The organism is Streptomyces sp. SN-593 (assembly GCF_016756395.1).
Taxonomy (GTDB): Bacteria; Actinomycetota; Actinomycetes; order Streptomycetales; family Streptomycetaceae; genus Actinacidiphila; species Actinacidiphila reveromycinica.
Genome location: NZ_AP018365.1, coordinates 4,163,450 through 4,177,516 on the forward strand (window position 1 = coordinate 4,163,450; position 14,067 = coordinate 4,177,516).

The following is a 14,067-nucleotide window of genomic DNA, read 5'->3' on the forward strand; positions in this document are numbered from 1 at the left end:
GACCGCTGGTTCGTTAGGAGTCGGACATGGGCGTCAACTGGACCGAGCAGGACATCCCCGATCAGCACGGCCGGGTGGCGATCGTGACCGGCGCCAACACCGGCCTCGGTTTCGAGACCGCCCGGATGCTCGCCGCGCACGGGGCCAGGGTGGTGCTGGCCGTCCGCGACGTCGAGAAGGGGGAGAAGGCGGCAGCCCGCATCACCGCTGGCATCACCGCCGGCGGCAGCGGTCGTGACTCCGGTGCCGGCGGCGGCAGCGGGACCGGCAGCGGCACCGGCGGCGGCACCGGCGGCGGCGGCGGCGAGGTCACCGTCCAGGCCCTCGACCTGACCTCCCTGGACTCGATCCGGTCCGCCGCGGCAGACCTGCGCGCCGCCCACCCGCGCATCGACCTGCTGATCAACAACGCGGGCGTGATGTACACCCCGAAGCGGACCACCGCCGACGGTTTTGAACTGCACTTCGGCACCAACCACCTCGGCCACTTCGCCCTGACCGGCCTGCTGCTGGACCGGCTCCTGCCCGTCCCCGGCTCCCGCGTCGTCACGGTCAGCAGCACCGGCCACCGCATCCGCGCGGCCGTCCACTTCGACGACCTCCAGTGGGAACGCTCGTACAGCCGCGTGGGCGCCTACGGCCAGTCCAAGCTCGCCAACCTGATGTTCACCTACGCGCTCCAGCGCCGGCTCGCACCGCACGGCACCACCGTCGCGCTGGCCGCCCACCCCGGCGTGTCCAACACCGAACTCATCCGCAACGCGCCGGCCGCGATGCGCGTGCCCGTCACCTGGCTCGCGCCGCTGCTCACCCAGAACGCGGAGATGGGCGCTCTCCCCACCCTGCGCGCGGCCACCGATCCCGCAGCGGCCGGCGGGCAGTACTACGGCCCCGGCGGCCGCGGGGAACTCCGCGGCCACCCGAAGCCGGTCACTTCCAGCCCCGACTCCCACGACGAGGCCGCCCAGCAGCGCCTGTGGACCGTCTCCGAGGAGCTCACGGGGGTGACGTTCCCCGCGGTGGCCTCCCAGCGGGGGAGTTCCTGAGCCGCAACCGCCTCCGGCGGGGGCCTCCCGCCGACCAGGACAACGGCCCACAGCGGCCGGGCCACAAGTCCCCGCGCACGCGGGGCTGCTCCCCCCGCGAGCCTTGGGCCGCCGGGCACGCAGCAGGGGCGCCCCGGAAACTGGGGCGCCCCTGCTGGACTGCTCGAACCACTACCTCTGCGGAGGCTGTGGGATTTGAACCCACGGTGACATCGCTGCCACGACGGTTTTCAAGACCGTTCCCTTCGGCCGCTCGGGCAAGCCTCCACGGGTGCCCCCGTGGGGCGGGGGCGCCGTGGGGACAGCGTATCGGGTCGTCGGGAGCGGGGGGCGGGGGTCAGCTGTCGCTGTCCCCGGTGCGCTGGCCCAGCGTGAGGGTCGTGGTGTGGGAGGACCCGTCACGGGTGTACGTGAGGGTGACCTTGTCGCCCGGCTCGTGCTGCCAGATCTCGCCGATCAGGGTCTCCCCGCTGTCGATGAGGGTGTCGTCGAACTTGGTGATCACGTCCCCCGGCTTGAGACCGGCCTTCTGGCCGGGGCCGTTGGCGCTGATCGCGGAGCTGGAGTCCGTGGAGATCTGGGCACCGTCACCGTCGTACTGGGTGTTGAGGGTGACCCCGATGACCGGGTAGACCGGCTGGCCGGTCTTGATGAGCTGGCTCGCGACCCGCTTCGCCTGGTTGATCGGGATGGCGAAGCCGAGGCCGACGCTGCCGCCCTGGCTCCCGGGCGACGAGGTGCCGCCGGGCTGGATCGCGGAGTTGATGCCGATCACGGCGCCGCTGGCGTTGAGCAGGGGGCCGCCGGAGTTGCCCGGGTTGATGGAGGCGTCGGTCTGGATCGCGCTCATGTACGAGGCGCTGCTGCCCTCGCCGTCGCTGGACGCGACCGGGCGGTGGACGGCGGAGACGATGCCGGTGGTGACGGTGCCGGACAGGCCGTACGGGGCGCCGACCGCGATGGTCGCGTCGCCCACCGCCGCGTTGTCGGAGTTGCCGAGCGGCAGCGGGGTGAGCTTGATGCTGCCCGGGTTCTTCAGCTTGATGACGGCGACGTCGTACCCCTGGGCGCGGCCGACGATCGAGGCGTCGTACGTCTTGCCGTTGGAGAACGTGACGGTGAGCTTGCCGCTGTCGGCGCCCGGGGCGACCACGTGGTTGTTGGTGAGGATGTGGCCCTGCTTGTCGAAGACGAAGCCGGTGCCGGTGTCGCTCTCCTGGCTGTTCTGCGCCTTGATGGTGACGACGCTGGGCAGCGTCTTGCCGGCGATGCCGGCCACCGAGGTGGGCGCGCGGTTGAGCGCCTTGCTGCTGCTCGCCGCGCTGATGGTGGTGGAGCCGGAGTCGTCGTTGTTCTTGGCGGCGTAGTAGCCGATGCCGCCGCCGACACCGCCGGCCACCAGGGCGGCGACCAGGACCGCGGCGACCACGCCGCCGAAGCGACGCCGCCCGCGTCCCTCACCGGACGGCGAGCCGGGGGGCATCGGGGTGCCCCACACCGGGCCGCCGGGCGAGCCCGGGGTGCCGCCGCCGGGCTGTGGGGTGGCGTACGAGGGGGTGGACGGCACCGCGTACGGGTCGTGCACGCCGCCGGACTCCTGCGTGCCCTGGCCCTGCTGCTCGGAACCCTGCTGGCCCTGGTGCCCCGGCTGACTGGGCTGACCCTGCTGGCCCGGCTGCTGCCCGGGGTGCCCGCCCTGCGGCGCGCCGTACGCCGCCGCGGGAGCGCCGTACGCCGGCGCCGGAGCGGCCGCCTGCTGCGGGTACTGCGGCTGGTGCGGCTGGGCCTGCGGCGGCTGGGGCACCTGCGGAGGCTGCGGCTGCTGCGGGGCGTCGTACGACGGCGCGCCCGTCTTCGGAGCGTCGTACGGCGACGGGGCGCCGTGGCCGGCCAGCGGGCCCGGCGGCGGGCCGTACGGCGACGGGGGCCGACCGGCGGCGGCGCCTGGGTCGGTACGCCGTCCGTGCGCTGCCCGTCCGGGGAGGCGGAGGCCGCGGGAGAAGCGGAGGAGAAGCCCTCGGACCCCGCGGGCCGTCCGGCGTCGGCGCCCGCGTCCTGTGCCTGCGGCGGCACCTGGTCCGCGGGGGCCGGAGCGGACGGCGGCGTGGAGGGGGCCGGCGGAACGTGCGCAGCCGGGGCACCGTCGGGCGTGCCCGCCGACTCCGCAGCCGGTACGGACGACCCGGCCTCGTTCTCGGTGCTCACAGCGTTTCTCCTCAGGGTCATGACGAACGACAGAAGACAAGGGGACCAATCACGTCGTGCACACAGCATTTCCTACGGCGTGTCGGACCGCCGTAAGGGGTACCTGTGCGCCGCGCACGCGCCCGCCGCGGGCGGCCCGTGGTCGGCGGTCCGCCGTGAGGAAGCGCACAGCGCGCCAGGCCCCCGGGCTCCCGGGACCCCGGCACCCGGTATCCGGCACGCCCGGCGGCGCGGCCGGTCGTCGAACCGCCGGTGGCCGCCGGCCGCACGGTGGCACCATGGCCCGGTGACCTTTGCGCGCGTGGCCCCGGAGCCGTACCCGGAGGGACGGCCGGTCCAGGTCGTCGCCCACCGGGGCGCCTCCGAGGACGTACCAGAACATACGCTCGCCGCGTACCGGAAGGCTATCGAGGACGGTGCGGACGCGCTGGAGTGCGACGTACGGCTGACCGCGGACGGCGAGCTGGTGTGCGTCCACGACTGGCGGGTGAACCGCACGTCGAACGGCCGCGGCGCCGTGTCGTCCATGGAGCTGGCCGACCTCGCGGCGCTCGACTTCGGCTCCTGGAAGGGCCAGAGCACCGACCCCGAGGCGCCGGAACGGTTCGCCGGGGACCGGCCCGGCAGCGGCCCGGACGGCCGGGGCGAACCGAGTGGCTCGGGCGAACCGAGTGGCTCGGGCGGACCGAGCGGCGGACCGGGCGAGCACAGCCGGGTGCTGACCCTGCGGCGGCTGCTGCGGCTGGTCGCCGAGACCGACCGCCGGGTCGAACTGGCCGTCGAGACGAAGCACCCGACCCGCTGGGCCGGACAGGTGGAGGAACGGCTGCTGGAACTGCTGGCGGAGTTCGACCTGGACCGCCCGGCACCCGGCACCCCCTCCCAGGTGCGGGTGATGAGCTTCTCCGCCCGCTCGCTGCGCCGCGTCCACCAGGCCTCGCCCGGGCTGCCGACGGTCTACCTCATGCAGTACGTCTCCCCGCGCTACCGCGACGGTCGGCTGCCCGCGGGTGTGGGAACCGCCGCGCCGAGCATGCGGATCATCCGCTCCCATCCCGACTACGTGGCGCGGCTGCACCGCGCCGGGCACCAGGTGCACGTCTGGACCGTGGACCGCCCCGAGGACGTCGAGCTGTGCGTACGGCTGGGCGTCGACGCGATCATCACCAACCGCCCGCGCCGGGTGCTGGCCCAGCTCGGCCGCTGAACGGCCCGCGGTCCCGGAGCCGGGCACGGCCAGGCGCCCGGTTCCGACCGGTCGTACGGCACCGACCCCGGCCGCGGGCGCGTGCCCCGGCTCGGACGCGTCCCCGAGCGCGGCCCCGAACAGGTCCCCGGGCACGTTCCCGGCCCTGGAAACGCCGCCGGCCGCGGTCGGCACCTCCTGCGGACGTCCCCCCGTCCTCCGTGTCACCGCCACCGCCACCGTCACCGCCTCCGCCGCGTTGCCGGCGCGCTTCCGCCGCCGTCGCACGCGAGGCGCGCGCCTCACGGGCTGAATCGATGCACCACGCGCCGGATCGTGTCGCGGGCATGAGCGTGTTCCGTATCAGCCGTCAGTGTGCCGTAAAAGATCGCGCTTGGCCTGTTTCCGCTCGAGTGCGAAAGGGCATCCACCCTGTGGCGTGGGGTGAAACAGGGAGGTCTCGGGGGTGTCGTTGATGGTGGCGCAAGAGGTGCCGACGTCCACGACCATGGCCCTGCCCCATGGTCCGACGGGTGTCGCGGACGCCCGGCGCAGGCTGCGCACCGACCTGTGTACGCGCGGGGTCCCGGACCCGGTCGTGGACGACGCGGTCCTGATCCTCTCGGAACTCATCAGCAACTCCTGCCGGCACGCCCGCCCGCTCGGCGACGGCGCGCCGGAGGAACTCGGCGGATACGGCGAATACGACGGATACGGCGGCGGGACGCGGGCACCGGAGGGCCGGGCGGGCGTGCAGACGCCCGCCCGCCGTCCGGGCCTCGCAGGCCGCACGGACCGGACCGCTCGAACGGACCGGACGGACCGGTCCGACCGGACGGACCGCGCGGACACCGCCGACCGCACCTCGGCCGCGGACCCCGTCGAGCAGCGCGCCGGCATACTCGCGGCCTGGTCGGTGGACGGCGGCGGGATGCTCGTCCTGGAGGTCACCGACGGCGGCGGCCCGACCCGGCCGCGCCCGTCGAGCCCCTCGCTGACCGCGCACGGCGGCCGCGGCCTGGGCATCGTCGGAAGCCTCGCCCTGCGCTGGGGCGTGCGCGACGCGCCCGGCGAGGTGACGGTCTGGGCGCTGCTTCCGGTACGCGGCCGCCACGCCCGCCGGGACGACACGATGGGCACGGGCATCGGCCTCCCGCTGGGAGTCCCCCTCGGCCTGCCGCTCGATCTGGCGGAGTCCCTGGACGACCTGGGGTAGACGCCGCCCGGCCCAGCGCGGACGACCCGGCACCCGAGTGGGGAGGATCCGGCGCCCGGAGCGGGGACGACTTGGCGCCCGGGGCGGGGACGGCCCCGCACCCGAGTGCCGGCGGCCCGGCGGTCGTACGGAAGCACCCGGACGGCGGGGCACGCGGGAGTGCGCCCGCGCGCGGCGCGCCACCGGTTGCGGCGAGGACGGGGTCCGGCGACCGCTAGGCTCGCTGGCCGGAAGAACGCCGTACCGGGAGAGACCGGGAGACATCCAGCATGGCCAAGAAGCGCGCGACCGCCACCAAGTCCACGAACCAGCAGGCGGCGGCAGGCGGTGCCGTCCCCGTCGTCGGCGCGCGCGAACCGTGCCCGTGCGGTTCGGGGCGGCGGTACAAGGCGTGCCACGGCCGGGAGGCGGCGCACGCCGTCACCGAGCTGGTGCGCCGCCCGTTCGAGGGGCTGCCGGGGGAGTGCGACTGGGTGGCGCTGCGCGAGCTGGTGCCCGCGGCCACGGTGCCGCTCACGCTCAAGGGCGAGCTGCCCGCGGGCGTGCCGTCCGTCACCCTCGGCACCGTACTGCCCATGGCCTGGCCGGCGCTGCGCCGCGACACCGGCGCCGTGCTGCTCGGCCTGCAGAACGACGCGTCGAGCGGCGACATCAGCCGCGACCTGGCGGACACCCTGTCCCGCGCCCTGGAGGCCGACCCGGGCAACCCGGTGGAGAGCCGGCGTCCCGCGCCGGACGGGCCCCGGCTCCAGGACCTGCTCGACCTGTCCGTGCCGTTCGCGCCGCAAGTGCACAGCGGGTTCGAGTTCTGGCTCGAGGACGCCAGTGCGGCCGGCGGCGAGGTGGCCGCGTCGCTGGAGCGGGCGAACCAGGCGGCGATCCCCACCGTCCGGCTCACCGGTGTGGACGCCGCGTACTGGTGCGAGACGCCGGAGAAGAACCACCTGCGCTGGGTGATGCCGCAGCCGGAGGACGACCTGCTCGACGCGCTCGCGCGGCTGCACGCCGCCGGCGCCTCGGGGCTCGGCGAGGGCACCCGGCTGGTCGGGTCCTTCCGGGCGCACGGCCTGATGGTGCCGGTGTGGGACCTGCCGGTGGGCATGTCCGCGGAGGAGGTGGAGAAGCCCGCCGCCGCCTTCGGGGAGCGGCTGGCCGAGACGCTGGCCCGTACCGGCCCGCTGACCGCGGAGGAGCGCAGGGCGCGCAGCGGCTTCACCAACCGCCAGATCACGCTGAGTTGACCGGCGCCGACCGCCGGACCGTGCCGAAGGGACGGGGCGTCCGCGCCCCGTACCGCAGCCGACCAAGCGGTCGTTCAGTGATTCCGATCACAACTCGCCTGGAAACACCGGGTCATGGCGCCGCTCCCCCGATCGGGGAATTTGCTAACCGCCGAAGTCTTGTTACCGTTTGAACAGCCCGGTCGCTGGTGCATCCCCCGTCGCCAGCGACCGGGCGTTTCCATGTCCCGGCCCGGCCGCACCGACGCGATCCGTCGCACCGCCGCCGCGCGGGTACCGATCCCGTCGCGGCGACGCGTCAGTCGTCGCTCGCGGACGCACCGGCGGAGCCGCCGGCCGCGGTGCCGACGGAGCCGACGGAGCCGTTCGCGGCACCGGCCGAGGAGCCGTTCCCGGAGTCGTCCGAGGAGGGACTGGCGTGGGCGGTGGTGTGGCCCGCCTTCCCCTGGTGGTCGACGCCGTGCTCGGAGCCGGCGGTGGCCACCGCGAGGGCGAGTACGGCGGCGAGCGCGGCGGCGCTCGCCATCGCGACCTTGCGCAGGCCGTCCGCCCGGGGCGGGTCCTGGTCGGGCTCCCCGCCCCGGGTGCGCCCCCGCTGGTCGGAGGCGTCCGACGGCTGTTGCGACTTCATGGGCTCACCTGCACTCGACATCCGGGGTCCGGGCGAACATAACGCTCACAGTCGGCCGGGGGTTCCGGCGACACCCGTCTTGTACCCCGTCAGAGGCCGTTCAGTAGCGCAGCCGGTCCCCGTCGGGGGCGGTGCGCCCGGCCAGGACCAGCGCGTCGACGAGCGCGTCGATCCGCGGCAGCCACGGGGTCCGCTCGGCGGTCCGCGTCGCCCGGACGGCGTCGGCCACCCGGCCGGTCCTGACGGCCTCCACCGGAACGGTCGGCACGACCGCTTCCACCGGTTGGCGCACCCACTTCAGCGGGCCCGGCAGACCGCCGGCCGGCGGCAGACCGACGTAGCCGCCCTCGCCGTGGTAGCGCAGCGAGGTGGGTACCCAGTCCTGGCTGTCGAGGAGTTCGCCCAGTTCGGCGAGCGAGTAGGGCGCGACCAGGAACACGTAGCGGGTCGGGGTGGCCACGACCGGGCCGAGCCGGCAGCCCAGCGCGTCCATCGCCTCCAGGGCGCGCGCCCCCGCGACCGCGGGCAGGCTCGCCGCCGAGACCCGGTCACCGGTGGCCAGCACCACGGGCGCGTCCGGCCGGCGGGTCCACCACCAGCGGACCATCCGCGGGTCGCGGGTCGCGGCGAGCAGGCCGGGTTCGACCGGATGGACGCCGGGCACCGGGCACTTGGGGCGCCCGCAGGCACAGGCGGAGCGCCGCGTGTCCTGCCCGCCGCGCCCGTCACGCCCCTCACGCCCGCGTCCGCCGCGACCGCGCGCGTCCTGCCCGTCGCGTCCTTCGAAGCCCGCACCGGGTACCACGCGCCACTGCCACCGCTCGGCGTAGGTCAGCGCCGCGTCGAGGAACGCGGTCCGCTCCTTCCGCCGAAGAGAGATCTTGCGTCGCCTTCCGAGGATCTCGCGCATCAGCGCTCGTTCCTTTCCGTTAACGCCCAGGGATCTGCCCACTGCACACGTAACTGTCGAGCACACCGCATATGAGGCAGCACACCGCACTGCCAGCCGAGCGTGGAACGTGGCGGAGGGTGGCACACAATCGGCGCTCTTGACTCGCGCTGAACTCACTGCGCCCTGGTCGCGGGCCATGGCGCACGGTCCGCACCGGACGCCGCACCCTTCACCACTCGGGCTTGGGTCGGCCGTCAACTGTATACGTACTACGACGCTTGAGCCGGACTTCGGGTTCCTACCCAGCGGTCGCGAAATGACGCGCTGCTGGCTGGGGCCAGTCGATCGTGCGCATACACCGGGGGTGGCTGTTTTCAGCCATCCTCCGGTCAACGGAGCCGTCCGGGGCACGCTTCCGACACCACTCCGTGTACCGGGACAATCCTGGACATGCCCACGATCGTGCGTGTAGAAGTGGGGTCTTGACAGCAGCGCAGCACACCATGGGGGTTTGCGATGCTATTCATGCAGATGCGCCGCGCATTGCGGACGAAAAGTTCTGATCGCCCCGTTCGCCGGCAACCGGCCGGAAGTCTCGGGACATGAGCCCGGGGCGCGTCGGAAAAGTGGCCGGAAGCGAGCCGTCCACTCCTGTCCGGGCGGACACTGGCGCACCTGTGCCCGGTCCGACCGCAGCGGGCGGGACGGCCGTCCCGCCAGGCGCCGCGGCCGGCTCCGCGCCCCCGGTCGCCCCTGTTCCGGTGCCCCCCGCGCAGAGCGGCGCGGGCCGGACGATGCCGCCGCGCGGCACCCCCGACCACTCCCTCGCCGTCCAGGACCGGCTCGCCGCCTGGGTGTGCGACCTGTCGCTGCTGCACGAACTGACCGAGCGGCTGTCCCGCACCGCCGCGCTGGACGACGTCCTGCACGAGGTGCTGCGGGCGGGCGCCACGCTGGTGGGCGCGCGGCGCGGCCTGATCGCCCTGGACCCCGCGGACGGCCTCGGCCCGGCGACGAGTGCGGGCCTCGGACTCGGCCGCGCCGACCTCGGCACCCTGGAGACGGTCCCGCTCGGCTCCGGGTACGCCGAGTCGGTCCTGCCCGACCTGCTGCACGGCCCGGGCCCGACCACCCGCCACCGCGAGGTGGCCGCCCAACTCGGTCTGGCCGCGAGCTACGCGGTGCCGCTGATCGCGGAGGGCGCGGCCGAGGACGCGCCGCAGCGCCCCGCCGGTCCCGCGTCCGTGCTCGCATCCGGGCCCGCGTCCGTATCCGGGCCCGTGCCGGGGCCCGCGTCCGTGTCCGTGCCGGGGTCCGCATCCGTGTCCGGGCCGGGCGCAGCCGCCGGGGGCGGCCTGCCCGATGCCTCCGCCGGACGGCCCGCCGGTCTCCTCGGCACCGCGGTCTGGTTCTACGACGAGCCCGCCTCCCCCGCCGACCGCCAGCGCCGCCTGGTCAGCCTCTACCTGGGGTTCGCGGTCGAGCACCTCTCCCGCTGCCTGGCGCTGGACCGGGCCCGTGCCGCGGCCCGCGCGCTGTCCGACGAACTGCTGCCGGCCCGGCTGCCGCGCGTGCCCGGCCTGCGGATGGCCGTACGCCACACCACCGGGCCGCGGGGCGGCGGCGACTGGTTCGACGCGCTGCCGCTGCCCGAGGGCGCGCTCGGTCTCGCCGTCGGCGGGGTGACGGGCGCGGGGCCCGGCGCGGTCGCCGCGATGGGGCGGCTGCGGGCGTCCCTGCGGGCGTACGCGGTGATGGAGGGGGAGGACCCGGTCGCGGTCCTCTCCGACCTGGAACTGCTGATGCGGCTGACCGAACCGGCCCGCTGCGCGACCGCGCTGTTCGCCTACGCCACCGCGCTGCCGGACGGCGGCCGCCGGCTGACCATGGCCGGCGCGGGCCACTGCCCGCCGCTGGTGGTCGGCGAACGCCGCTGCGAGTACGTGGAGACCTCGCTGTCGGCTCCGCTGAACATGCTGAGCTGCTGGGAGGCGCCCAGCGCGGAACTGGTCGTCCGCCCGGGCGAGAGCCTGCTGCTCTACACCGACGGCCTGCTGCACCGTACCGGGGAGCCCGCCGACCGGGCGCTGTCCCGGCTGCACTCGGCCGCACAGTTCGCGCCCAGGAGCGTACGGTCCGACCCGGAGGCGCTGGCCGACCACGTGCTGCGCACGCTGTTCCCGGACGGACGGGACCGGGCGGACCACCCGGAGGACCTGGTGCTGCTGGCCGTGCGCTTCGAGGACTGACCGTCGCTCCGCCTCCCGGCGGTCGGCGGTCGGCTCCCGGCGGTCGGCGGCCGGCCCCTGCCCCGGCCGCACCCGCCCTGCCGTCCCCCGCCCCGCTTCCCGGACCCCGCCCCGCCCTCCGGCCCGGGCGTTGTCCACAGGCCCTCCGACCGGCCGCGGGCGGCGCCCATACGATGGACGAAAGGGTTCATTCTGAGGAGGCAGGACGTGGCGAAGGCCGAGGACAGGCAGGACACGGCGGAGGGCCAGGGCGGGGAGGCCGTCGCGGCGCAGGAGCCCGCGCAGGAGACCGCGCAAGCGCTCACGGCGGACGACGCGGCCTCCGGCGAGCAGGACGGCGCGATCAAGCAGCGCAAGAACGGGCTGTATCCCGGCGTCTCCGACGAACTGGCCGCGGCCATGAAGACCGGTTGGGCCGACACCGAGCGGCGCGGCCTGGAGCCGGTGGACCAGGCGCCGTACGCGGCCGCCCGACGGGCCGCGCTGTCCGCGCGCTTCCCGGGCGAGCGGCTGGTGGTGCCCGCGGGCAACCTGCGCACTCGCGCCAATGACACGGACTACCCTTTCCGCGCCTCGACGGAGTACGTCCACCTCACCGGCGACCAGACCCAGGACGCCGTCCTGGTCCTCGAACCGCTGGCCGGCGGCGGCCACACCGCCACCGCCTACCTGCTGCCGCGCTCGGACCGGGAGAACGGCGAGTTCTGGCTGGACGGCCAGGGCGAACTGTGGGTCGGCCGGCGCAACAGCCTGGCCGAGGCCGAGCAGTTGCTCGGCCTGCCCTGCGAGGACGTCCGCACCGTCACCGACGTGCTGCGGGAGGCCACCGGCCCGGTGCGCGTCGTGCGGGGGTACGACGCGGGGGTCGAGGGCGCCCTCACCGACAAGGTCACCGCCGAGCGGGACGCCGAACTGAAGGCTTTCCTGTCGGAACTGCGACTGGTCAAGGACGAGTTCGAGATCGCCGAGCTCCAGAAGGCGTGCGACTCCACCGCCCGCGGCTTCGAGGACGTGGTGAAGGTCCTCGACCGCGCGCAGGCCACCTCCGAGCGGTACATCGAGGGCACCTTCTTCCTGCGCGCCCGCGTCGAGGGGAACGACATCGGCTACGGCTCGATCTGCGCCGCGGGCCCGCACGCCACCACCCTGCACTGGGTGCGCAACGACGGCCCGGTCCGCGCCGGCGAACTGCTGCTGCTGGACGCCGGCGTGGAGACCCACACCCTCTACACCGCCGACGTCACTCGCACCCTGCCGATCGACGGCCGCTACTCGCCGTTGCAGAAGAAGATCTACGACGCGGTGTACGACGCGCAGCAGGCCGGCATCGCGGCGGTCAAGCCCGGCGCCGCCTACCGCGACTTCCACGACGCGGCACAGCGCGTGCTCGCCGAGCGGCTGGTGGAGTGGGGCCTGGTCGAGGGACCGGTGGAGCGGGTGCTCGAACTCGCGCTCCAGCGGCGCTGGACGCTGCACGGCACCGGCCACATGCTCGGCCTCGACGTGCACGACTGCGCCCACGCCCGCACGGAGACGTACGTGGACGCCACACTGGAGCCGGGCATGGTGCTCACCGTGGAGCCCGGGCTGTACTTCCAGGCGGACGACCTGACGGTGCCGGCGGAGTACCGCGGCATAGGGGTGCGGATCGAGGACGACATCCTCGTCACCGAGAGCGGCAACCGGAACCTGTCGGCGGGGCTGCCGCGCCGCTCGGACGAGGTCGAGGAGTGGATGGCCGGGCTGAAGGGCTGAGCGCCGGGGCGAGTCGGGGCTGGCGGCCGGCGCGGCGCGGGCCGGGAGCGCGGGTCAGGACGCCTTGAGAAGGGTGTCCTCCCGCCACTTCAGCACCTTGTCGAAGGCCACGACCGTGCCGTGCCCCGGCCGGTCGTGGAACTGAACGTGGTCGACGAGGGTCTCGATCAGGAACAGTCCGCGGCCGTGCTCGGCGTACTGGCCCCGCCGGGTCAGCGGCCGGGCCGTCCGGCGGACGCGGTCGCGGGGCAGTCCCGGCCCCGAGTCGGCGACCTCGATACGGCACCGGTCGCCCTCGATCTCGGCGGTGACGACGTACCCCGTGGCCGAAGCGGCGTGTTCCACGGCGTTCGCACACGCCTCGGAGAGAGCCACCGACAGGTCGAAGGCGGTGTCGGGGTCGACCCCGGCCGTCTCCATGGTCCCCAGCAGCAGTCTCCTGGCCAGCGGGACGCTCGCAGCCTCGCGCCGCAAATGGAGTGACCACCAGATGCTCATGCTCCAGCCTCCTGGCTGCGGCTCGACATACGGTTACGTATTGCCGCGAAGGACCGCGCGTAAGCGTGATGTTGACGTGATGCCGCTCATTCGGCGGATGCGTTCGTCACACACCGCGGGGTAGGAGTCACGCCCCGGCCGGTGGGACCGTGCAAGGGCGCCGTAGGAGGGCGAAACCGGCAGTGAGATGATGACGGCCGTCATGGCTGCGCCTTCCTCCGCCTCCTGCCCTCCCGCGCCCACCGTGCGCGCGGGCGCCGGGATGCGACTGCTGCGGACCGCGGTGTTCACCGCGGTCTGCGTGCTGCTCGCGGCGGCCGGGCACGCCATGGCGTCGGGCCGTGCGGTGCCGGCCGGTTCGCTGGCGCTGGGATGGCTGGCGGTCTTCGCGGTCGTCGCCCCGCTCGCGGGCCGGGAGCGCGGACTGCCCGGCATCACCGGGCTGCTCGCCGTCGGCCAGCTCGCCCTGCACCTGGTGTTCAGCACCGGCCAGATGTGCGCCGCCGTCGCGGGCTCCTCCCGGGCCGGCGCCACCGACCCCCTGGTCGCCGTGGCCGCCCGGTTGGTGTGCAACAGCGGCGGAGCGGCCCCGCTCACCCCCGGGGCCGCGCGGCAGGTCGTGCTGCGGGCCGGGATCGACCCGGCCGCGGTGGCCGGTGGCGGGGTGCAGCCGCGGGACGTCGGAATGCCCGGCATGTCGGCGCTCGCCGACCCGACGGGTGCGGCCGCCTCGGGCGGCGCCCACGGCGCCCACACGTCGGTGGCCGCCATGCTGCTGTCGATGTGCTCCGGTCCCATGCTGCTCGGCCACCTGCTGGCCGCCGTCGTCGCCGGGCTGCTGCTGCGCCGCGGCGAGGCCGCGCTGTGGCGGCTGGTGCGGCTGTCGGTGCGCGGCATCGCGGAGCTGACCGCGCTGCCGCCGTCCGCGCTGCGCCGGGCCCGCGCGCTGCTGGCGGCGCTCGCCGCCGCGGTGCCCTGCGCCCGCCGGCCGATACGGGGCGCCACGTGGTCGGCGACGGCCCGGCACCGTACCGTCTGGCTGCGGCACTGCCTGGCCAGGCGCGGTCCCCCGGCGCTCGCACTGGCGGCCTGACGCGGCGTCGGCTCCCCCGCGGGGAGCGCCGGCGCGGGCGCGGGTCGCCCGGCCG

11 protein-coding genes and 1 tRNA gene are annotated in these 14,067 nt (G+C 74.9%); 7 read left to right on the top strand and 5 right to left on the bottom strand.

Translation table 11 applies throughout. The features are described from left to right. Positions 1-26: 26 nt before the first annotated feature. On the top strand, positions 27-1,046 hold the full coding sequence (locus tag RVR_RS17435; protein WP_202234738.1) for an SDR family NAD(P)-dependent oxidoreductase: 1,020 nt from the start codon (positions 27-29) through the stop codon (positions 1,044-1,046). A gap of 180 nt (positions 1,047-1,226) precedes the next feature. Here RVR_RS17435 and RVR_RS17440 read toward each other — a convergent pair. Further along, positions 1,227-1,313 (bottom strand) — tRNA-Ser (locus tag RVR_RS17440). Positions 1,314-1,383: 70 nt separating this feature from the next. Further along, positions 1,384-2,850, bottom strand: coding sequence for a S1C family serine protease (locus tag RVR_RS17445; RefSeq protein ID WP_237404805.1), 1,467 nt, complete (start codon positions 2,848-2,850; stop codon positions 1,384-1,386). Between the two features lie 687 nt (positions 2,851-3,537). Between RVR_RS17445 and RVR_RS17450 the strand changes: the two genes are divergently transcribed. The 3 genes from RVR_RS17450 (at position 3,538) to RVR_RS17460 (ending at position 6,894) form a co-directional block, all read left to right on the top strand. After that, positions 3,538-4,458 (top strand): glycerophosphodiester phosphodiesterase family protein, encoded by a 921-nt coding sequence (locus tag RVR_RS17450; RefSeq protein ID WP_202234739.1) that lies wholly within the window; start codon positions 3,538-3,540, stop codon positions 4,456-4,458. A 454-nt stretch (positions 4,459-4,912) separates the two neighbouring features. Next, positions 4,913-5,653 carry an ATP-binding protein gene (locus RVR_RS17455; RefSeq protein WP_202234740.1) on the top strand — a complete coding sequence of 247 codons (741 nt, stop codon included), beginning with the start codon at positions 4,913-4,915 and terminating at the stop codon, positions 5,651-5,653. A 269-nt stretch (positions 5,654-5,922) separates the two neighbouring features. Further along, a complete protein-coding gene (locus RVR_RS17460; protein ID WP_202234741.1) occupies positions 5,923-6,894 on the top strand; it encodes a DUF5926 family protein in 972 nt (323 codons plus the stop codon). A 298-nt stretch (positions 6,895-7,192) separates the two neighbouring features. Here RVR_RS17460 and RVR_RS17465 read toward each other — a convergent pair whose 3' ends face one another. Both RVR_RS17465 and RVR_RS17470 read right to left on the bottom strand, forming a co-directional pair. Further along, positions 7,193-7,525, bottom strand: a complete 333-nt coding sequence (locus RVR_RS17465) for a hypothetical protein (protein ID WP_202234742.1) — start codon at positions 7,523-7,525, stop codon at positions 7,193-7,195. Positions 7,526-7,625: 100 nt separating this feature from the next. Continuing rightward, on the bottom strand, positions 7,626-8,435 hold the full coding sequence (locus RVR_RS17470; RefSeq protein ID WP_202234743.1) for a bifunctional DNA primase/polymerase: 810 nt from the start codon (positions 8,433-8,435) through the stop codon (positions 7,626-7,628). Positions 8,436-9,019: 584 nt separating this feature from the next. Here RVR_RS17470 and RVR_RS17475 point away from each other — a divergent pair. Both RVR_RS17475 and RVR_RS17480 read left to right on the top strand, forming a co-directional pair. Further along, positions 9,020-10,666, top strand: a complete 1,647-nt coding sequence (locus tag RVR_RS17475; protein WP_202234744.1) for a PP2C family protein-serine/threonine phosphatase — start codon at positions 9,020-9,022, stop codon at positions 10,664-10,666. Positions 10,667-11,008: 342 nt separating this feature from the next. Then, on the top strand, positions 11,009-12,421 hold the full coding sequence (locus RVR_RS17480; RefSeq protein WP_237405331.1) for an aminopeptidase P family protein: 1,413 nt from the start codon (positions 11,009-11,011) through the stop codon (positions 12,419-12,421). A gap of 54 nt (positions 12,422-12,475) precedes the next feature. Here RVR_RS17480 and RVR_RS17485 read toward each other — a convergent pair whose 3' ends face one another. Beyond that, on the bottom strand, positions 12,476-12,919 hold the full coding sequence (locus RVR_RS17485; protein WP_202234745.1) for an ATP-binding protein: 444 nt from the start codon (positions 12,917-12,919) through the stop codon (positions 12,476-12,478). A 202-nt stretch (positions 12,920-13,121) separates the two neighbouring features. Here RVR_RS17485 and RVR_RS17490 point away from each other — a divergent pair, with 202 nt between their 5' ends. Then, positions 13,122-14,012: a hypothetical protein gene (locus RVR_RS17490; RefSeq protein WP_237404806.1), complete on the top strand. Its 891-nt coding sequence runs from the start codon at positions 13,122-13,124 to the stop codon at positions 14,010-14,012. The last annotated feature ends 55 nt before the right edge of the window (positions 14,013-14,067 follow it).

Bases quoted from the DNA above. Each gene is read 5' to 3' on its own strand.
- RVR_RS17475 (WP_202234744.1), top strand. From the start codon at position 9,020: ATGAGCCCGGGGCGCGTCGGAAAAGTGGCCGGAAGCGAGCCGTCCACT.
- RVR_RS17435 (WP_202234738.1), top strand. From the start codon at position 27: ATGGGCGTCAACTGGACCGAGCAGGACATCCCCGATCAGCACGGCCGG.
- RVR_RS17465 (WP_202234742.1), bottom strand. From the start codon at position 7,525: ATGAAGTCGCAACAGCCGTCGGACGCCTCCGACCAGCGGGGGCGCACC.
- RVR_RS17455 (WP_202234740.1), top strand. From the start codon at position 4,913: ATGGTGGCGCAAGAGGTGCCGACGTCCACGACCATGGCCCTGCCCCAT.
- RVR_RS17490 (WP_237404806.1), top strand. From the start codon at position 13,122: ATGGCTGCGCCTTCCTCCGCCTCCTGCCCTCCCGCGCCCACCGTGCGC.
- RVR_RS17470 (WP_202234743.1), bottom strand. From the start codon at position 8,435: ATGCGCGAGATCCTCGGAAGGCGACGCAAGATCTCTCTTCGGCGGAAG.
- RVR_RS17460 (WP_202234741.1), top strand. From the start codon at position 5,923: ATGGCCAAGAAGCGCGCGACCGCCACCAAGTCCACGAACCAGCAGGCG.
- RVR_RS17485 (WP_202234745.1), bottom strand. From the start codon at position 12,919: ATGAGCATCTGGTGGTCACTCCATTTGCGGCGCGAGGCTGCGAGCGTC.